At 42.8% G+C, this 18,970-nt stretch carries 17 protein-coding genes; 4 read left to right on the top strand and 13 right to left on the bottom strand.

Going from position 1 to position 18,970, the window contains the following annotated elements:
* Positions 1 to 22 precede the first annotated feature (22 nt).
* Positions 23 to 1,081 carry a helix-turn-helix domain-containing protein gene (locus L4C44_RS05440; RefSeq protein ID WP_146492716.1) on the top strand — a complete coding sequence of 353 codons (1,059 nt, stop codon included), beginning with the start codon at positions 23 to 25 and terminating at the stop codon, positions 1,079 to 1,081.
* 30 nt (positions 1,082 to 1,111) lie between these two features.
* Here L4C44_RS05440 and L4C44_RS05435 read toward each other — a convergent pair whose 3' ends face one another.
* Both L4C44_RS05435 and L4C44_RS05430 read right to left on the bottom strand, forming a co-directional pair.
* The gene (locus L4C44_RS05435) at positions 1,112 to 2,128 is read right to left on the bottom strand and encodes an alpha/beta hydrolase family protein (protein ID WP_285953543.1); all 1,017 of its coding nucleotides are present in this window, start codon (positions 2,126 to 2,128) and stop codon (positions 1,112 to 1,114) included.
* Positions 2,129 to 2,252: 124 nt separating this feature from the next.
* Positions 2,253 to 2,600 carry a hypothetical protein gene (locus L4C44_RS05430; protein WP_371713601.1) on the bottom strand — a complete coding sequence of 116 codons (348 nt, stop codon included), beginning with the start codon at positions 2,598 to 2,600 and terminating at the stop codon, positions 2,253 to 2,255.
* On the opposite strand from L4C44_RS05430, the gene L4C44_RS05425 reads away from it, so the two are divergent.
* Positions 2,506 to 2,724, top strand: a complete 219-nt coding sequence (locus L4C44_RS05425) for a hypothetical protein (RefSeq protein WP_371713602.1) — start codon at positions 2,506 to 2,508, stop codon at positions 2,722 to 2,724. The two genes, L4C44_RS05430 and L4C44_RS05425, sit on opposite strands and share 95 nt — an antisense overlap.
* 120 nt (positions 2,725 to 2,844) lie before the next feature.
* On the opposite strand, the gene L4C44_RS05420 is transcribed toward L4C44_RS05425, so the two are convergent.
* A complete protein-coding gene (locus L4C44_RS05420; protein WP_146492719.1) occupies positions 2,845 to 4,557 on the bottom strand; it encodes an RluA family pseudouridine synthase in 1,713 nt (570 codons plus the stop codon).
* A gap of 280 nt (positions 4,558 to 4,837) precedes the next feature.
* Here L4C44_RS05420 and L4C44_RS05415 point away from each other — a divergent pair, with 280 nt between their 5' ends.
* Positions 4,838 to 5,290, top strand: a complete 453-nt coding sequence (locus L4C44_RS05415; protein WP_146492720.1) for an NUDIX hydrolase — start codon at positions 4,838 to 4,840, stop codon at positions 5,288 to 5,290.
* 76 nt (positions 5,291 to 5,366) lie between these two features.
* Here the strand turns inward: L4C44_RS05415 and L4C44_RS05410 are convergent, their stop codons facing one another.
* The 6 genes from L4C44_RS05410 to L4C44_RS05385 form a co-directional block, all read right to left on the bottom strand.
* Entirely contained in the window at positions 5,367 to 5,792 is a 426-nt protein-coding gene (locus L4C44_RS05410) for a bifunctional diaminohydroxyphosphoribosylaminopyrimidine deaminase/5-amino-6-(5-phosphoribosylamino)uracil reductase RibD (protein WP_285953541.1), read from the bottom strand.
* A 155-nt stretch (positions 5,793 to 5,947) separates the two neighbouring features.
* Positions 5,948 to 6,502: a nucleotidyltransferase family protein gene (locus L4C44_RS05405; protein ID WP_146492722.1), complete on the bottom strand. Its 555-nt coding sequence runs from the start codon at positions 6,500 to 6,502 to the stop codon at positions 5,948 to 5,950.
* Entirely contained in the window at positions 6,502 to 6,789 is a 288-nt protein-coding gene (locus L4C44_RS05400) for a putative quinol monooxygenase (RefSeq protein WP_146492723.1), read from the bottom strand. The genes L4C44_RS05405 and L4C44_RS05400 overlap by 1 nt, the downstream gene beginning before the upstream one ends.
* Before the next feature lie 1,018 nt (positions 6,790 to 7,807).
* Positions 7,808 to 8,665 (bottom strand): hypothetical protein, encoded by an 858-nt coding sequence (locus tag L4C44_RS05395; RefSeq protein WP_146492724.1) that lies wholly within the window; start codon positions 8,663 to 8,665, stop codon positions 7,808 to 7,810.
* A complete protein-coding gene (locus L4C44_RS05390) occupies positions 8,665 to 9,519 on the bottom strand; it encodes an ABC transporter ATP-binding protein (protein WP_285953538.1) in 855 nt (284 codons plus the stop codon). Before L4C44_RS05390 ends, L4C44_RS05395 begins: the two co-directional genes overlap by 1 nt.
* The gene (locus tag L4C44_RS05385) at positions 9,516 to 9,887 is read right to left on the bottom strand and encodes a GntR family transcriptional regulator (protein WP_428804546.1); all 372 of its coding nucleotides are present in this window, start codon (positions 9,885 to 9,887) and stop codon (positions 9,516 to 9,518) included. Before L4C44_RS05385 ends, L4C44_RS05390 begins: the two co-directional genes overlap by 4 nt.
* Before the next feature lie 169 nt (positions 9,888 to 10,056).
* On the opposite strand from L4C44_RS05385, the gene L4C44_RS05380 reads away from it, so the two are divergent.
* The gene (locus tag L4C44_RS05380) at positions 10,057 to 12,642 is read left to right on the top strand and encodes a bifunctional diguanylate cyclase/phosphodiesterase (RefSeq protein WP_428804545.1); all 2,586 of its coding nucleotides are present in this window, start codon (positions 10,057 to 10,059) and stop codon (positions 12,640 to 12,642) included.
* Positions 12,643 to 12,663: 21 nt separating this feature from the next.
* On the opposite strand, the gene L4C44_RS05375 is transcribed toward L4C44_RS05380, so the two are convergent.
* From L4C44_RS05375 to L4C44_RS05360, 4 genes are all read right to left on the bottom strand, one after another.
* The gene (locus L4C44_RS05375) at positions 12,664 to 14,409 is read right to left on the bottom strand and encodes an EAL domain-containing protein (protein WP_146492728.1); all 1,746 of its coding nucleotides are present in this window, start codon (positions 14,407 to 14,409) and stop codon (positions 12,664 to 12,666) included.
* Positions 14,410 to 15,217: 808 nt separating this feature from the next.
* Positions 15,218 to 15,697 carry a type II secretion system protein gene (locus tag L4C44_RS05370; protein WP_428804544.1) on the bottom strand — a complete coding sequence of 160 codons (480 nt, stop codon included), beginning with the start codon at positions 15,695 to 15,697 and terminating at the stop codon, positions 15,218 to 15,220.
* 249 nt (positions 15,698 to 15,946) lie between these two features.
* A complete protein-coding gene (locus L4C44_RS05365) occupies positions 15,947 to 17,902 on the bottom strand; it encodes a putative bifunctional diguanylate cyclase/phosphodiesterase (protein ID WP_285953534.1) in 1,956 nt (651 codons plus the stop codon).
* Between the two features lie 149 nt (positions 17,903 to 18,051).
* On the bottom strand, positions 18,052 to 18,609 hold the full coding sequence (locus tag L4C44_RS05360; protein WP_285953533.1) for a hypothetical protein: 558 nt from the start codon (positions 18,607 to 18,609) through the stop codon (positions 18,052 to 18,054).
* Between the last annotated feature and the right edge of the window lie 361 nt (positions 18,610 to 18,970).

Genomic DNA, 18,970 nt, shown 5'->3' with positions numbered 1-18,970 from the left:
CTCGAACTCAAACGGACTATTGATGCTTGCCATTCCTTTACCATTTGTCGCAGCGCTGTTGTTATTGATGACAGGTGTGCTGCTTCGATGCCGTTACCCACAAACCAGTCAAAAGCCATTTTGGTTTATCATTCTCTGCGCGTTGATGGTGACGGTAGTGGGCCTGCGATGGACGTTTGATATTGCGTTGTTTCGCTTCTTACAACCCATTCTCGGTGCTAGTGTTCCAGTGGCGGCTTGGTTATGCTTTGCAGGAGCTCATCGAAGTCAATCCAGTACACATTTTCATTGGCTAGGCCCAATTGCTGTTTTAGTTGGCTCACTTTTTTATGCGCATCTCTGGGCGGGAACTCTTGATGTATTGCTGATCTTGCTCTATCTCGGATATGGTAGTTTGCTGCTGAAGTCGTCGCTGCGAGTGCCGGAACAAGTGCGGCTGACCGATGTATCGAAAGTGCTGGCTGCTGAAAGAGTTGCAGGTGTAATGCTACTATTTTCCGCCTTAGTCGACGGTGTGCTCTTTTACGATATCTTGCTGTTGGATGCGCAGCACACCCACCTGATTTTATCGCTAAGCTACCTTGTCCTTATTCCCGCCATTGTGTCCGCTGTGATGGTGGTCAGTATGAGCACGCCTGACGAAGAAAAAACCAAGCAGGTTCAGGATTTATCTTCCATGTCACAACGCTCTCCAGAAGAAGTTGACACATCGACTACACTAGCGAGCAGCCTAGATGAAGACCAAGCAGAAGAAACCGCGCAGATCATGGTTAAGTTCGATGCATTAATGAGGGAGCATCAATTATTTAAGGATCCTGATCTGTCTCTCAATCGCTTGGCACGAAAGCTAGGCATCCCAGCTCGCAAGATATCGTCAGCGGTAAACCAAACTCATAATGAGAACATTTCGAAGGTGATCAACGCTTATCGAATTGAGTATGCCAAGACTCTATTGAAGCAAAGTGATGACACGATAACCGATATCTTCCTCAATTCAGGTTTTCAAACCAAGTCCAATTTCAATCGAGAGTTTTCAAGGATTACTGGGCAAACTCCGAGTGAGTTTCGAAGCTCGCCATAAGTGTTAGATTGAGTTTGTTTACTTCTAAGTTTATCGATTCAGGAAGCCAATAATGTCATTCAATATCAATTGATGTAGCTCACCGCGTGAAGATCCTAAGCCGTCTTTACAAATAATGCCATCGCCCGGTACTTCCTCTTCAAGTATTACTTCGGCTCCTGATTTACATGGTTGAATGAAACTGAAATGAGTGGCGTTTTCGTAGACTTTGTATTGTCTCGAACTAAGAGGAATATGCTCTGCCATGTAGCCAGACTCTAATGCCTGAGGTAAGTCGCCAATATCAATCCCAGCCGCCAGTATTAAGATTGGCACTTTAATGTCATTTAGGCTGCCGACTGAAAAGCTGCGTGAAAGCCCCAGATCAAGGCTAACTACACGTTGAATTCGAGGATCTGAAAGGTCTTTTTGGTTTGGTTCTTCAGCTTGGACTTTGTCTAGCCCTAGCTCTTCAGCAAGCCCACAAGTTCGTGGGTTAGGGTATATGAGACAATTGGCCTCAAAGGTTGGTCTATCGATTTTCGCTCCTGCCAATTGCATCACTGTCCAGCCTCCTAATGAATGTCCGATTGCAGTGATATTGTTGGCGTTAACAGATTGCTTCCATAGCACTTCGCTTAACAGGTAATCGAGAGTTCGTGTGATATCTCGCGGTCTTTCCCACCATTTCGCTGCTTGCTTTGGGGATTGGTCAAAAGATGCTGTTCCCGGATGATTGACTGAGGCGACTATGTATCCGAGATGTGCAAGTTCGGTCGCCAACCAATTCTGGTTTCGCCAGTTACCACGATAACCATGCGATATGAGGACAACGGGAAACTTACCTGATTGGATCTTGGCATTTTTGATGACTCTCGTGCCTATAAAGGCTGGGTTATCGCCAATCAAGGACGTGTTTGATTCATCTTGTGTGGGATACCAAATGGCAGTGTTGAGGGGGCGAATAGGGTCGTCTGTTAAGGTTATCTGGGTGAATCCGACATCGGAAGCGATTGATGAAGCGCAAAGGAAAAGTAGGGGTGTGAACAGTAAATGTATCCATTTCATGGTTTAACTCCAATTGAGGTAATTGGAGTCAATATGCGCTCAAGTCAGTGAGGGCGAGACCTCAAACACGATCGAGGACGCCCTAGATCGTGTTTCAGTACCAAAATTAACGACTTGGCTCTAGTCACCTTCTTCTAGGGCGTTTCTCTACCAAGCCGTTTCTTTCTAAGCCGCGTCTTACGCTGCTGCATAGCTTGCCAAAACGACGCAGTTCTTCGAAGTTTGGTCCTTGTCCCATTGAAATGCTGTGCTCCCAGTACATCAATTCTGTGTCGACCATCTCTAGCAATTTCTTAGAGCAACCTGAGCAATTTCCTTTTGGTCCACAAATGAATGTCTCTGACTCATAGAGCGGGAGTTCATTTTTAACTTCTTCGATGAGACTCAGCATTGCCGAATTCAGATCCGGTTTTTTCGTTGTGATTGGCTTTAAGTTTGTTGGTGTTCGTGTTGGTATTGGCGCAGTAGCCAAAGAAGATGTTTGTGTATTGGAATGCAGATTCAAAGCAGCTGATGACATATCAAAGGCCTCAAGGAAAGGTGAAGAGGGGCATCCTACACCTCAAAATGAAGTGAACCTTGATGTAGTGCAATAAGCGTGGAGATATATCCGAAAGAGTTAGGCAAAACGAGGGCGTGAAATGCGGGGAAATGGGAGAAGAGGAGCCACAAATGGTGTGACTCCTTTCATTAAGACTCGTTATTGATGAGAATCTTTAGAACTCTGCTTCAAATTGGAATTCCATCCACTCTTTAGTAATTGGGTGGTGTAGAGCAAGTCGTTCTGCATGTAGGTGAAGACGGTCAGCTTTGTTGCCATATAGGCCATCACCTACGATTGGCATATGGAGCCCTTCTTCGTGTGAACAGTGAACTCGTAATTGGTGTGTGCGTCCTGTTTTAGGGTGTAGGTAAACCTTGGTGGTTTCTTGATTGCGTTCAATCACTTCCCATTTAGTTTCTGCAGGCTTTCCGTGTTCGAAACAGACAATCTGACGAGGGCGATCGTACAAATCACCACGCAGCGGTAATCGAACATAACCTTCATCTTCAGCCAGAACACCTTCAATCATAGCTACGTATCGCTTCTCGACTTCACGAGTAATAAACTGCTTCTGCAAGCTTTTGTTCGCACGTCGAGTAAGGGCAAATATCAGAATGCCAGAGGTCGCCATGTCTAAGCGGTGTATAACGAATGGCCCTTCAACATCAGGATGCATTTCTTGAACGCGAGTGTAGGCCGAGTCTTTGATGGTTTTTCCCGGTACGGATAGAAAACCAGCTGGCTTATGAACCACGACAATGTGTTCATCTTGGAACAGAATATCGAGCTCTTTGCCTTCAGCAGGGTTCTCTAATAGTGGGTTTGGATCCACTTCAAGGCCCTTCATCATGTGGCCAAGGATTGGTACACATTTGCTTTGACAAGAAGCGTAGTATTTTTTGTGTTTGCGAATTTCCGATTTCGGAGAACGGCCCCACCAAAATTCCGCCAGTGCCAGTGGCGTATAGCCATTCAGATACGCATATTGCAGAAGCTTTGGCGCAGCACATTCGCCAGAACCTGCTGGTGGAATCTTGTTTGGCGTATTTTCAAAGATCTGGTTAAGGTCTTCGACATTGCCTTCCGCATTTTGGAAAGCGTATTGTGAAAACAGTTTGTGTTGAAGCTGATGAGATATATGTGCTCTTTGCTCTTTGAGTTCAGCTAATTGAGTGGTAAACACGTCAACTTTGCCCTGAAGCTCATTCAGAGTTTGTTCCCAGTTGAGCTTAAGGTACTTCTGCTGATTCTTGTCGGCAACACTGGCTTTGTTTAGCTCGTTATTTAGTTGTTCGAAAGCTTGCTCATCAAGATTTTCTTTACCTTGTTCACGTTGTTCTTTACGTGTTTTTCGGCCTTCAATAATCAACAAACGTTGCGCTTCGATCTCTTGCTCTGCCTGTGCTTTCTGCTGTGCTAACTGCTCACACAATTCGAGATATTCAGCGCTGACTTGCAGCGCTTTAAATTTCGCATTCACAGCCATCATGTCAGCCGTGTCTTGATGGAAAAAGCTGTCGCTGCTCAACATATCAAATACCGGTGGCACGAAATGGGGCAGCAGGTTTTGGTCGGCGATTTTCCCAGAGAAAGCAGAGAAGTAACCCAGATCACCTTCTGGGCTTCTTACTAACAACACACCAAACATTTTGCCGCGACCAGAGTCAGAATCTAGCCCGAAGTCATGCTGCCAATCGGTTTGTGTGTCTAGATATTGTTGAAGCTGTTGAGAGGCGATCTCACACAATGGGTGCGGTTCATAGTAGAACGGAAAGGTGAAACGTTCAGGCAACGAATATGACTCGATCGACTGTTGAAAACGAGTGAAGCAATGCTCAGGTGTATGGCTGTTTTCTGAGTCGTGCGTTGGTTTTGATGAGTGCATATAGTCGTCTTACTTGATGGTGATAAATGGCTATGAGTCTACTGTGTTTTGAGAGCTTAAATACAGTATAAGGTAGGCGATTCTACTCTTTATCTAAAAGCGCCTCAAATAAGAAATCGCACCGTCGTTTGATACAGTAAATTCGATTGTCCGCATAAGGTTGGAGTGCTTGGGGAGGAATACAAATTAATGATTAGTATCTCGTTTTCCATCATCAAGGACTACTTACTGATGGAAGGGTGCTAGGCTTGCTCGCTTCGTGTTCTAAAAAGGTAACGTTATGATTCCACTCAATACTTCGATTGTGGCTGGTGTCGCTCTTTCTGAGATCGACGGACAGACGAAAATGCTATTAATGAAGCGCGTAAAGGGCGGCTATTGGTGCCATGTTGCAGGCTCGATTGAAGCGGATGAAACTGGTTGGCAGGCAATCGTACGTGAATTTGAAGAAGAAACTAAAATCGAAGCGAAAGAACTGTATAACGCTCAATTTTTGGAGCAGTTCTACGAGGCGAACGTCAATGTTATTCAACTTATCCCGATATTTGCTGTGCTTTGCCCGCCAGACCAAGCGGTAGAATTAAACCATGAACACACTGAGTATCGATGGTGCAGTTTAGAGGAAGCGAAAGCGTTAGCGCCATTCCCTAACCAACATGCGGTGTATGATCATATCTGGGCATACTTTGTTGATACGCCAGCTAACCCACTTTATCGAGTAGACGTGGGTTAGTCTCGGTTGACTGGATGTTGAGTAACGAGTACTCAATAATCCTAGTGCAATAGCTAAACTCCACAGATACTGAGCACTAAGACTTACCAAGGTATGGGGTTAAAAAGGCACTCGCTTGTGCTTGGCATAGCCCCACATCGACTTTGACACCATGAGATTCCAGTATTGCTACACCACGACCATTATTACGAGGGTCTGGGTCTAGCATCGCCACCACTACGTGTTTCACACCGGCTTTAACCAATGTATTGGCGCAAGCGGGAGTTCTGCCGACAAATGAACATGGCTCTAAAGTTACGTAAGCGGTAACCCCTTCCATTGCTCCATCATAGCTATTGAGCGCTTCGACCTCGGCGTGGTTTCCGCCGACTTTTTGCGTGTACCCAACAGATACCACCTTATCGTTCTTTACCAAAACGCAGCCTACTGGCGGGTTTGGTTGGCAATCAGGTAAGGCTTGGCGCGAAGCTTCGAGTGCTTGCAGCATGTATTGTTGGTTCATGGTCGTTACTCAGTATGACGAGAGAGCGTAGCTGCTAGTCGCCACGCGCGGTTGATGAGTTAGTTACTAACTTACTTAATAAGCTAACAAGTGGGGCATGTTCGATCTGATTGGGATTTTAGTCAATGGTTTTAGCGTTTGAATTCGACTGCTAGTTAACGGTGACTAATCGTTAACTTGGGCCACTGGATCAGCCAGTCCTTGGATTGTACTCTTTGATCAAAGATCTCTCGGCTACGCTTTGGGTTGGGTGTGATTTGCAAATCAAACAAACTTTCTAAGCCAAAAGCAGAAATACACTCAATTTCTCCGGCTAGCTTTTGTTTGATACCAACTGCAGTCTCTTTCTCTGGCCAAAAACTCATTGCTTCTAATGAGCTTTGGTAAGGCTTATCCCCATTTCTGATGTGCATGCAGGCTTGATTACGAACTTGCCAATTCAGTTCGGGTAAGCGTTGTTTAAGCAGATCCTCGTATCGAAGAGTCGATTCGCAAGAGGTATCAATGGGATCAAAGTAGATCACATCAATATCATTGAGTGGAGTCGGGGAGGCATAATCATGCAGGTGATCCCAAGCGAGGTTTCTCACAAAGCCCGCAGCAACATAGCACTGCGGTAAATCCAGCTGAGCGACACAGTCTAAAACCTGCATTCGTAAGGGATCTTGTTTGATCAATGTGACGATGCGGTTGGCTAGTGGATGTATCATTATGATGTCGGAACGTCGGAGACTTGGTAATGACGGGTCACGTTTTTGGAGATTTCACCCCATTCAGAGGCTTTTACTCGCTGTTGGTGGGATTCAAATGCTTCTCGGCTAGTGAATTCTTCATACACTTCAAAGCGATTAGGTTGAAGCGTGCTTTGACTGACTCGAAACACGATACAACCAGGTTCTTCCAGTGTCAGTTCTTTGTGCACAACTAAGGCTTGTGTCACTGCTTCTAGATCGTTGTCTAGCACCAGAATATGCCCTTGCAGAATTACTTTACTCATTATTACGTCCATTTAATTGTATTCATTACGGCTTTTTTCTATCAAAAGCTCTATCCGTTACAACATAATCCCATTTTGATGTTGTGACGTATAGACTGTTGTGGTCACTATTTGTTCACATTGAACTTGGTTTTAGTTACGCCGTAACCTTTGGGGTGGTATTAGCAATAAAAGATAAGACGTTGGAACTAAATCCGCGTTGGTCCGGTCTATTAAATTAGTATCATTGAACTGTATTGATACTGAAATGAATTTGTCATCTGAGAGAACTAACCTTAATTTTGAACAGAGGCTCATAGGATTGAATTGAGCCATAGTTGATATCTAGGTCATACTTTGATGTAAATGGTACTCAAAACTCTATATATTTTGTGATTTGTATCATTGATCTGGGCATCAAACACCGTTAGATTCGAATGGTTGGCAATAAAAATAGCTCATGAAGAGCAGTTAAAGAAAAGGAAATATCCCTTATGAAAAAAATGAGAAGAGCACAGCTTCATCGCGTTCGCATCCAATACTGGAAAGACACAGCGAAAGAAGCTTCAAAGAAATAAGCTTTATATCGATAACTGAAAAGCGAAAGAGCTTGAAGTTAAAATGATGAATTAAAAGCTTATAAGCAGAACTGATTACAAGATCTGTAAACGCAACAAACCGATTTCAATAGCACTCTCAAGGACCTTCATCTGGTCGGCGACTAAAGAAATCATCCCCCAAAGAGCTGGCAGGCATTAACAATAATGCAATTCAATGTCAGCTCATTAATACCTCCTAGTTTATCTTTACCTCATTCAGCATCCTGAACCAAAACCAAAACCAAAACCAACCACCAATCCGTACCTTTGCCTCTATCACCAAAACCGTTGTTAGGGTTTAAAGTGCCTAACAATAAACAGCATCCAATAAAAAAGCTCCTGATTTCTCAGAAGCTTTGATTTAGATTTTGATATCTGATGAGGCTAGCCGCTCAGGGCTCAGGGCTCAGGGCTCAGGTTCTGGTTCAGAATAAGTGACTCTAGCGTTGGAACAGCGTCTTCAAGCTCACATCATCAGTTCTGTTTAACTTAAGGCTCAGTAGGTAACCACCAATACCGAGCAGTACGTAAATACTTAGCGACAGAATAGAGACTTCTGAAAGCGCACTGAATGGATTGCTGGTCGTCAGCACTTTCATCGGCAACGATGCGATGACAGAAAAGAAATCATTGATACCATAGAATCCGAATAGCGCGATAGCCAACCACTTAATCGCAAAGCTTGAGATGAAAATAACAAGCAGCGGAGAGTTAACCAGTTGCGAAATCGCCAGAGTAACCGTTGCTAATGGCAATAGAACTAACGCAACCAGCAGCATTCGACCAAAGAAAACCACCCAATTGGTTAGCACATAGAATAGCGATTGTTGCTCGACTATCAGTGCTAATTGTTGTTCGCTTGAAATGTTCAGAATCCAAAACAGAGAATCAGCGAACAGAACCAACAGAGCGCAGATAGCGGGAATCACCACTAAACCGAAACCTAGCTTCACACCGTGAGTCATGGCATTCGATACTGGCATACTTCTCCAAAACATTGAGCTGCCTTCTTGGCGCTCTTTACGCAGCGTTTTAGGGATATAAAGCGTCGAAAGCAGCAGTGAAATCAAGCCTGCGCCAAAGTAGATCACTGAGTTAAGATCTTGTGCGAACTCTCTGTGGATGTCGCTCACGTCGCCGTTGACTTCCATTTGGAAGAAAAACTCGTGTTGTGCCTGACCACTAAAGAACAAGCTAACGAACAGCAAGAAGCCACACAACCCGACAAACAGAGGCAATCGAGTGTTGATTTTGTGCTCGATAAGCTCTTTTTCTAGCATGTAAAAACTTGGATGCATTATGCCTTCTCCGTCTGTGTTGCAAGGAATAGGTCCGCGAGACCCACGTTGTAGATGTTACCCAATGACTCAACTTGCGCTTTGTATTGGCCTTCCAGTAACCACTTGGTAGTTCCCAGCCCAGGCTGTGAGGTCAGTGGGTTGAGACTTTGGATCTCGCTTGAATGGTTGTTTGCGACATCGATAATGAAATAGTCGTTCTCGATGTCTTCCATGCTCTTTTGCAACACACAGTGGCCTTGTTTCAGAATCAATACGTCCGTTAGTAGGTGTTCAATCTCTGAAACCTCATGGCTAGCGATGATCATCGCGCGTTCGCCGTCATGGAACCACTCTAGTAGGTGACGATAAAAAGTATCGCGGTAGAGTAGATCAAGACCCAGCGTTGGCTCATCTAAGATCAACACCTGTGTGTCGGTTGCAATGATGATCGCAAGGTGAAGTTGTACCTTCATCCCTTTAGAAAGCTGCTTAATCGTTGAAGAGAGCTTAATGTTAGTGCTGCTTAACGTCTGTTCGGCTTTTTGCTTGTTGAAGCTTGGGTGTACACCTTGGGTATAGCGAAGCAGTTGTTTCACTGTCATCCACTCTGGTAACACGTTTACATCTGAAATGTACGATAAGTGCTGCATGAGTTCTGCGTGCTGGTGGATAGGATGGTAACCATTGACCTCAATCTCACCTTGATAGTTATGCCCACCAAGCAGTGATTTGATCAGTGTCGATTTACCCGCGCCATTGTGGCCAAGCAGCCCAAGCACTTGTCCCGGCTTTAACTCAAAGCTGATGTTCTCAACACCCACTTGGTTTGAATAAGTTTTGGTTACGTTTTTCACTGAAAGTAAAGTACTCATGACTTGTCCTTTATATGTTGTTCTAGCTGTTTCACGAGTTCTTCGACACTCATATCAATGATGCCTAGCGTCTCAGCGATGGCTGGGATCTGTGTGTTAATGAAAGTTTGGTGTGCCGACTCTTTCAACTTTTGAAGTGCACCTTCCGCCACATACATGCCTTGGCCGCGTTTTTTCTCTACTAGGCCTTCATCAACCAGTAACTGATAGCTTTTCATGACTGTAAGGTGGTTGATCTTGAGATTGGCGGCAACCGCACGCACAGAGGGCAATGCTTGTAGCTCTAGCCAAACACCTTGAAGAATTTGGTCACTGATCTTTGCGGCAAGTTGCCTAAAGATCGGTTGGTCGTCTTTCCATTCGGTCATAATTAAAACTGCATGGTGATATACATGTGTATAACACTATCCTTTTTTACGAGATAGACAAGCTTTTTCTATAAATTAAATGAATGTTATCTTTTATGGTTGGCTGTTCAGTAAAATAATGACATTATATAGAGCTCTGTTCTGCTCTGTTCTGCTCTGTTGTGTTTATATGTTGCATATTAATGACAAAAAGTTGGTCTGGTTTACCAAATATTTGCCGATCACCATCATCATCTTTTCTGCAATCGTCTTGAATGTGGCGATGTTTACCAGCGTAGATCAGAAGGTCAAGGCATTGGTAGACCTCATCAGAACAGACTACATCTCTGCTCAAAAGGACTCTATTGAGGCGCAAGTACTGCAAGTATCGCAACAGATAAAGCACACTCAGCGCCTTGTTGAAATCGAGGTAAAAAAGCGCATTACACGTCGACTGGATAGAGCCTATACCGCTGCACAGAATATCTACTCCTCGAATCAACACCTGCCGGAAGAAGAGCTTAAATTGCTCATTTTTAATGAAATCAGAAAGCTGAGCTACGCGGACAAAAAAGACTACATTTACGCCTACGATATGCAGGGTACAGTGCTGGTTCACCCTCGCGATCCAGAGCTAGAAAATACAAATCAACTTGAAACGACTGATAGCCGTGGTGTGGCGGTCATCAAACAACAAATAGCGCTTCTTAAGCAGAATAATGGTGCTTATTCCCGCTATTTTGTGCCTCGTCCCGGCTTTGATGGGCAAGACTTTGAAAAGCCACACATCGGCAATACGCACTTCGAAAAACTCAGTTACATTCGTCGGTTCGAACCATTTGATTGGTATTTCGGCACTGGTATTTCTCTCGATGATGTTAAACGAGTCAGTTACCAAAGAATTCTCGATATATTGTCGAAGATAACGGTCGGTGATAATGGATACTTGTTCGTTTTTGAACAGAATGGTGACAGCTTACTTCACGCACACCAAATCCATATTGGGCAAGATCTTAATGTTTACGATGACCTTGGAAACAACTTCAAGCAAGACGTTTTAGCGCAAGCTGAGTCTGGCGGGTTTGTTAACTACATCACCGTTGATAAACAGGGTTTTATCGGTCCCAAAAGTAGCTACGTCAAAAAGGTAGGTGATTGGGGGTGGATAGTGGGTACTGGCGTGTACTTGAATAATGTTAATGCTTCCATTGAACACAGAAAAGACCAACTACTCTCGGAATCTCGTAATGAATTTGGGCTAATTCTTATCTTGAGTGTGCTGGCTACCTTGGTCTGTATTTTTACCAGCGTTCTAGTGAGCAGACGAATATCGCTGCGCTTTGATCAAATGGAGCAGAGAATTTCCGACGACTTCAATCGAATCCAAAATAGCCGCCGTCGTTTGCAACATATGGCAAGACACGATTCTTTGACCGCTCTCCCTAATCGCTCTGAACTTGAAGTGCAAGTGAACCGAGCCATCGCTCACTCGAAACTTGAAGGCAAGCTGGTGGCGTTAGTCTTTGTTGACTTAGATAACTTTAAACGCATCAATGACCAATATGGCCACGCAAGCGGAGATGAGCTGCTGAAACAGATAGGTTCGCGATTTGAACAAATCTTAGGGACTAACGATATCGTTTCACGCTTTGGGGGTGATGAGTTTGTCTTCTGTCTGCCGGGAGTTTACGATCTTGTGGAAGCGGAACAGAAAGTCCAACAAATCCAAGATGTATTCCAATCGCTATTTAATATTCAGGGTACTTCGGTCTCTATCCAGTGTTCGGCTGGCGTGTCGATGTATCCCTATGACGGGACTGAGGTAGAAGAACTGCTAACCAAAGCCGACATTGTGTTGTACAAGGCTAAAGAATTGAATAAAGGCGAAGCAATTTTCTATGACGATGTGATCAATCGAAAAGTGAAGTACGAATTTTCGGTGGAAGAGCAGCTTAGAACTGCGTTAGAGAGGGGCGAATTCAATGTACTATATCAACCTCAAGTGGATTCTCATACTGAGCAGCTAAAAGGCGTTGAGGCATTGTGTCGTTGGAACAACGGCTTACTTGGTTTTGTGTCTCCGTTGGACTTCATTCCTGCGGCAGAGCGGTTTGGTAAGATTCATGAAATTGGAGAGTTTGTACTAAAGAAAGCATGTGAAGACACCTTAAACTTGATGCCAAACGGACCTGAGGCGGTAGGAGTTTCTGTAAACGTGTCACCTAAGCAAGTTTTCGAACTTGGTTTCGATGATAAGGTCATTCGCCTCGTCGAAGAGGTGGGTATAGCTCCTTGCCGAGTGACGCTAGAGGTGACCGAAAACATTCTCATCAAAGATCTGCACATTGTCGAGCCGGTACTGAGAAGGCTTAGAGAATATGGATTTGGTATCTCGCTCGATGACTTTGGTACCGGATTTTCATCACTGAACTACCTGAATACCTTGCCGATCACAGAGATAAAGATAGACCGCTCTTTTATTGGAAAATTGAATTCCAGTCAGCACAGTGAAACCTTGGTTAAAGCTATCATCGATATTGGTGCATCGTGCCAGATGAAAGTGGTCGCAGAAGGCGTTGAAACCCCAGAACAGATGGCGAAGTTACAGCAATACCACTGTGATTTACTACAAGGTTATTACTTTGATAAGCCGCTCTCTGCCCAAGGGTTAGTTGACGCGTACTTTCCTGCGAAGCTTGAAGACTGCGTTCGATCTAAGATTAGAGCTACGCCATATCCATTCGACGCAGCAGGGCCAACAGGTGCTGAGCCATAGACGTTTGATATTATTATTAAGTTACCCGTCGGTTGTGCTTTGAGGTCTGCTATACAGATAACCTTGATGTAAGTTGTAGCCCAACTGACACAAAATATATTGTTGCCTACGTGTCTCGACACCTTCATAAATCATCGTGATGTTTGATAAGCGTCCAATTTCCGAGATATTAAGCAATACACCCTGATGGTGCTCTCCTGACTCGATATCCTTAACAAAACAGCGATCCAGTTTTAAATAGGTGGGAGATATAACATTGATGATTTCGATGTTGTTATTGCCCGTACCAAAGTCATCCAGTGCGATGGTGATACCAAGCTTTTTGACATCCTTAATGTTATCGATAACCTCACATCCATAGCCAATGTTTGAATACTCGGTAATCTCGACGACAAATTCATTCGCTTCCATCATGACTAAATGCTCTTTTAATTTGGCAAAATTAGAGCCGACCAAGGCACTCGGGCATACATTGACACCATAGATTTCATGGCTGTTGTTTAATTTAGTTCTTCTTACCGTTTCGATGATCAAAATAGTATGAAAGGTAAGTAAATTGGAGCGTCTCATCGTGTTGATGAAGCTCAAAACGCCAACGTTACGAACTCTCGATAGCAACTCGTAATATAGAACGCTGTTATCTTCGGTGTTGATGATGGGTTCTTCTTCGAAGGAGATGTTTTTCCAACGAAACATGTATATGACGAAGCCAAGAATGTAGGAGCGATAAAGTAGAGTGGCGAGAATCAGAGAAAGTGCAGCCCACAGTGCAACAATATCGTCACTGTAGAAGGTGATGGTTGCGCCGGTTGGCAGTGATGCTTGATAGATAGCTTTACTTTCTTCTCCTAGATTAAGAATGTAATAACCATTCTTCTGGATAGAGACTGAATCGACTAACAGAGGCAATAATGAGTTATTGTATCTAGCTTCAATAGAGCGCTTAGAAATTCGCACAGTAAGGTCAATGTCGCGCTTGGTATCTGCAAAACGTGAATAAGCAAAATCGGCACTATCATAGAAGTCATCAACTTGATCAAGGTCTACTATTTTCGAGCGCGTCTTGGATATATAACATGAACCGCGAGACGTCGTCATAATGACAGAATCAAGGTTGAGTGAGTGCCTTAGCGAGTGTACGGCCCCTTCGTTATTGCAACTGTAGTCCATGATTTCTTGCGCAATATGTTTGGTGTTTTCGCTGTATTCATCTGCAATCTTCGTCGTATAAAGGATTTGGAAAAAGTAGACAACGAAGAGGCAAAATGAAGAGATGGTGAGCACGGCTATCAGAGCCTTAATCAGTTCTCGATGATAAGTCTTGAACATCAGTTTTAACATCTCTATCTGACTGGGCTTGAATCGGTTGATGTCGTATTTTGGTGCGATACTGTTTGTAGAGCTTTTGTCGAGATCGATGAAGTAACCCACCTTATAAAGGTTAGAGATAAGTTCGCTGTTATTATCGATCTTCGCTTTTTTACATAAATTCCGATACTTTTTTCTTATTGAAGCGATAATGTTCTTTAATGCGTATAAGCTGAACTCTTCATCAAAATGTAATTTAAAAGATTCTTCAACGTCTCTCGCAGATTGAGGGTTAGATATTGATGAGTGTTCAATAAGATATTTGAAAACAAAACTCTCTTTACTATTGAGACTTTCCTCTGATATCTTATTGCTGTCGTTTTTTATATATATTTTTTCTTCATTGTAGATCAGTTGCAAGCTCTCATTATTGTTATTTATATTGAAAGAACAGTGCATGGCTCAACTCCTAAGCGATAGTTATTATATTGGCGTGATGGCTGGGATTTTCATTCAACACAAGAGTTCGATCTAAATAATATAACCAAAATGTCACCATTTTCTCTCAAGATGTTGATATTAATCGCAGAATTTGGTCTTGAATGAAAAGTTATGGAGATGTTCACCCAAAAGTTGAATTTATAAATGAAAGCCAATTATTTACAAGGGCTAGGGGGGATTTATCCATTTATTTTGGTATTTATCCATTCCACAGCTCCTATGTGGTAGTTTAGTTACAAGGTTTAGAGGTTTCTAATGTAGCTTTTGTTGGTATTCATTCAGTTTATTGATGTGTAAGATTTATCAGAAATTTTCAGGATAAAATTAAAATATGTCAATTTATGTGATTGTTAATATGATCTAATTTATATGTAATTTTGGTTGTATAAATAATGTGACAAGATGATATAGTCGATGATTTTATTTTTGTCGTGTGTTTTATTCTTATTTTTATATGTTAGTTTTATAATGAAGAGTGAAGGAGGGAGGTGTTAGATAGCGCAAGGAATCTATTTATACCTATCTATTTATGAAAGGTATTTAATGAAAACACTGTTAACATTTATATCAAAAATGCACCCACATAGAAATTTACAGACTAATTATAAAGAATTAAGTTTGTATTATACCTTGGGCAGTGCTTAAAGACGTAAAATAGTAACAAAGTAGTGTTATTTTTTAGCAAATGTTAGCGTAACCACATGACATTCAAAGATCTGTTGCGGTGGCTTTGTGTTAACTATAGAAAGCGTACAATCGTGAGTATTTAACATGCACCATCAAGTACGACGATCTGAGGTTCTTTTTCTGGTTGATAAAGTACCTGACAAAAATTTCCTTCAGGTGAATAGGTGTAGTTATCCGCGTCAAAAGAGATAGCGGCCACTCTCTCAGCATTGCTGTCAGGAACCACTTCTTTATTGATTACATGGAGCTCTGTTCTGTCGATATTGAGCAGTCTTCTTAGTGAATCAACATAGGCTATCGGATAGCCATGGCAGACGTAGTAGGTTTCAATTTCCGTCTTCTCAACATAGTTGCACTCACCCTCGACACCTGCAATCGTAGACTTAGCGTAAATCATATCGATACCAGTACGTAAGTTACCTGCCACATCGTGTATTTTACTCGCACGGGCGCTCCCCTGAACGTCTAAGAACTTGACCATAGCCGTAGAAGACAAGATCGCTAGAATCGATACTGCGATGATAAGTTCTAAGAGAGTGAAGCCGTTTTGTCTGCTCATATTTACCGGTTATGTGATTTAATAAAGGGAACGCTTGAGGGTAATCGAAATACCAAAGTCATTACAGAAAATAGGTATATCTGCTATATAGTTTATGGATTGCCTCACTAATTAATTGTTATAAAAAACAATAGCTTGTTGTTGTTTTTTCATTGTTTTGTGTTGTGTAAGCATACGTAAGCGTTCATATTGCGCCACTCTGCTGATTACGGAGTGTTCTAAAACTTGACCTTATTGATAAGTAATATTTTAAATATCGATGAATCGACCCGTTAAAAATTGGCTTTCTACTTCATTTGATGGGATGGGCTTGCTAAATAGAAACCCCTGCAAATACTGGTATCCGCAATCGATTAAGAATGCTTTTTGCACTTCTGTTTCGACACCCTCAGCTACCACTTTAAGCCCCAATTTGTCGCAAATAGCATGGGTAGCTTGAACAATTGCTTTGCTCCCTTTATGCGAACCATGGACAAAGCTTTTATCGAGTTTGACTGTGCTAATTGGCAGATCATGCAACATCGAGAGCGACGAGTAGCCTGTACCAAAGTCATCAAGGTGAAGCTCTACCCCCAACTTGGAGATATCGTTTAACGCTTGTCTGACTTCACCGTGCTTGAAGATCATTGAGGACTCGGTAATTTCAAGGGCAACACTTTGAGACTGGATATTGTAGAACTCAAGCATTGCCGATAATTGCTCGGCAAAGGACGCGTGCATCTGAATGCTTGAGATATTGATGCTCATCATTAATTCGCTATCAAACTCTCGTTGCCAAATCGATAACTGTTTAAGTGCCGAGTTAAGAACCCATTTCCCGAGCGGTACAATCTGACCTGTTTCTTCCGCCAAGGTAATAAACTCATCAGGCCCGATGTTACCCAGCTCTTTGTCCGACCATCGAAGTAGCGCTTCGAAGCCCTTCACCTTATCACTGTTGGTGTTCATGATCGGTTGGTAATGAAGATTGAGATCATCGTTTTCTAGTGCGCGTGTGAGTCGATGGCGGATTTCTACCTTACGGTGAAGAGTTTGTGCCAAGCAAGGAGTAAAAGTTTGGAAACGATTTCGACCATTGGCTTTAGCAATATGCATCGCCATACCTGCTTGCTTAAGCAGTGATTCTTGATCGACGGCATTATCAGGGAAATGTGCGGTACCGATGCTACAACCAACAGACAAGGTACCAATGCCTTTGATATGAAAACTCCGGTTCAAGGCATCAATAATACGAGTGCAAAGCAGAGGGATGTTTTTATTTCGACAGGTATGAGCAATAACAATGAATTCGTCGCCCCCAAATCGACCGATCATGCACGTTTCATCAACCAACTGTTTAAGACGCTCGCCAACTTGTTTGAGTAGTTGATCACCGACACTGTGTCCATAAGTGTCATTGACCAATTTGAAGCCGTCAAGATCAACAAACATCAACTCAAAGGGCGAGCGATAGGCAATGCTGGTTTCTAGAAGATTAGTTATTCCACGACGATTATAAAGCTCAGTTAAACAGTCGTGCTCTGCGTTGTATCTGGCTTTGAGTAGCTTCTCTTTCTGTTTGGTTGTACAGGTGAGGTTTAACAGCAGCTCGCTTTTATCAAATAGCCACTTTCCTTGAACGTCAAAGTGATGGGTTTTGTTATCTATTTGACAGCTGACTTCTTCTAGAATTTCACGACCTTTACGTGCGGCAAACAACCACTGTGCAGCGGTCTCTTCGCTAGAAACAAAGTCGGATAGCGTGCCAAACGGTGAACCATAGTTTTGATAAAATGCGGAGTTAGCACTCACTACGTTTCCAGTCCTATCAAACAAAAGGGAAAGGTTTACGCCATCTGAGCAAGTTAGGTCGTGCTTTAAGCTGCCTTCTTCAGCAATGACTTGCACCAACATTCCTGTCCGACCATCGGGCAATGGGATTCCAGAAAATAGACACAATGCACGCTTAGAGATGTAGTTTGGGGTGAAGTTCCACCAAATCTTGATGCTTTCGTTACGTAGAAATTGCCTTTGGTATTCTTCCAAGGTCGCTTCTATTGCCTTTGACATCTCTATACTAAAGTCGCGCGACGTCAGCTCAAACATAGATTCTGACTCCCAAAGAGGGAGGGCGCTGCTATTTGCCCAAGTTATTCTCTTATTATCAATGTCATATATCCAAATAGGACACTTTAGATGCTCGAAGGGTTGATAACTGGTCATCATATTGAACTCGGTGAACTGATGTTTGGTCGAACCGCGCCCACCGAACTTACTATGTTCAGCCAGTCGCTGGTCAAATTGAATTCTGGCCTTTAACAGCCTTTAAGAAGCTGTTTCAAACAAGAACAAAATGGTATAGAAGAAACAGCGCGTTAAAGATTCAGTGAGCGGATGATTTTGGTCACTTTGCCTTCAGCGTTGCTTTCAATGACATAGCCTTTTTTATCATCAAAAATCTCACCATCGATGAAGTGCCAACCATTTGGCTTATTGATGATCTCTTTAGGAAAGTTCTCATCGAACATTGAATGGTTTGGGTAGACCGTTTCAATAGCTTCAAACAATAACTGAGCTTCATCTTGGTTGGTGACTACGAAGTCTTCTTTAAGGCACATCGTCAACTCCGGAAGGGGTTGAGTGGTGAAGGGTTCTGTCATCGAGCCTAAAACACCGTTGTGCGAGTAAAAACGGTATGAACCAGAACTGCTCTCGCTCCCGTCAGGCGACTTGATATAAGGGGTTGCACTGTAGAACTCACAGTTGAAGACCATCTTTTGAATGATGCTAGTTTGTGGTGTGACCTGAATGTCTATCCAAGAGTTAACTTGTGCTTGAATCTGCTTCACCATTTCTTGTTTATTGGTGTCAGCCAAGAGCGATGTTGAAAATAAAGCTGTGGTGGTGAGTAACAGTGAAAGCGTTTTATTCATCTTAAAGTGAACCCTGTGAGAAAGTGATAATGACCAAATACTGAAGCGATGTATCAATTGGCTGAATGTTACTTTAAGAAGATATTACTTAATAGGACATGCCTCACACTGAGAAATGGAAAGCACTGGTGCTAGGTTGAAGTAATCGATTTCTTTTGGTTGTAAGTCTTCTATTTTGGTTTTTTAGCCTGACAAATCGTTGTTTTATGGTTTTATTGACTATCATGTCGTTAGTGTATGGATGGTTGATTTGATAGGGTTTTGTAAATGCCTCAAATGTAAGTGCAAGTAAGAAAATAAAGCGAATGTAAGTGGTGGATAGGCGATTAATACAGCCCTAGCAGATCGTTCTGAATGGTGA

Source organism: Vibrio satsumensis (assembly GCF_050337435.1).
GTDB lineage: Bacteria > Pseudomonadota > Gammaproteobacteria > Enterobacterales > Vibrionaceae > Vibrio > Vibrio satsumensis.
The sequence above is the reverse complement of the archived record's forward strand: the minus strand, read 5'-3'. Positions and strand labels throughout refer to the sequence as shown.

Coding starts and splice junctions, on each gene's coding strand:
- L4C44_RS05440 (WP_146492716.1), top strand. CDS start 23: ATGCTTGCCATTCCTTTACCATTTGTCGCAGCGCTGTTGTTATTGATG.
- L4C44_RS05435 (WP_285953543.1), bottom strand. CDS start 2,128: ATGAAATGGATACATTTACTGTTCACACCCCTACTTTTCCTTTGCGCT.
- L4C44_RS05425 (WP_371713602.1), top strand. CDS start 2,506: ATGAGACTCAGCATTGCCGAATTCAGATCCGGTTTTTTCGTTGTGATT.
- L4C44_RS05420 (WP_146492719.1), bottom strand. CDS start 4,557: ATGCACTCATCAAAACCAACGCACGACTCAGAAAACAGCCATACACCT.
- L4C44_RS05415 (WP_146492720.1), top strand. CDS start 4,838: ATGATTCCACTCAATACTTCGATTGTGGCTGGTGTCGCTCTTTCTGAG.
- L4C44_RS05410 (WP_285953541.1), bottom strand. CDS start 5,792: ATGAACCAACAATACATGCTGCAAGCACTCGAAGCTTCGCGCCAAGCC.
- L4C44_RS05405 (WP_146492722.1), bottom strand. CDS start 6,502: ATGATACATCCACTAGCCAACCGCATCGTCACATTGATCAAACAAGAT.
- L4C44_RS05400 (WP_146492723.1), bottom strand. CDS start 6,789: ATGAGTAAAGTAATTCTGCAAGGGCATATTCTGGTGCTAGACAACGAT.
- L4C44_RS05395 (WP_146492724.1), bottom strand. CDS start 8,665: ATGCATCCAAGTTTTTACATGCTAGAAAAAGAGCTTATCGAGCACAAA.
- L4C44_RS05390 (WP_285953538.1), bottom strand. CDS start 9,519: ATGAGTACTTTACTTTCAGTGAAAAACGTAACCAAAACTTATTCAAAC.
- L4C44_RS05385 (WP_428804546.1), bottom strand. CDS start 9,887: ATGACCGAATGGAAAGACGACCAACCGATCTTTAGGCAACTTGCCGCA.
- L4C44_RS05380 (WP_428804545.1), top strand. CDS start 10,057: ATGTTGCATATTAATGACAAAAAGTTGGTCTGGTTTACCAAATATTTG.
- L4C44_RS05375 (WP_146492728.1), bottom strand. CDS start 14,409: ATGCACTGTTCTTTCAATATAAATAACAATAATGAGAGCTTGCAACTG.
- L4C44_RS05370 (WP_428804544.1), bottom strand. CDS start 15,697: ATGAGCAGACAAAACGGCTTCACTCTCTTAGAACTTATCATCGCAGTA.
- L4C44_RS05365 (WP_285953534.1), bottom strand. CDS start 17,902: ATGATGACCAGTTATCAACCCTTCGAGCATCTAAAGTGTCCTATTTGG.
- L4C44_RS05360 (WP_285953533.1), bottom strand. CDS start 18,609: ATGAATAAAACGCTTTCACTGTTACTCACCACCACAGCTTTATTTTCA.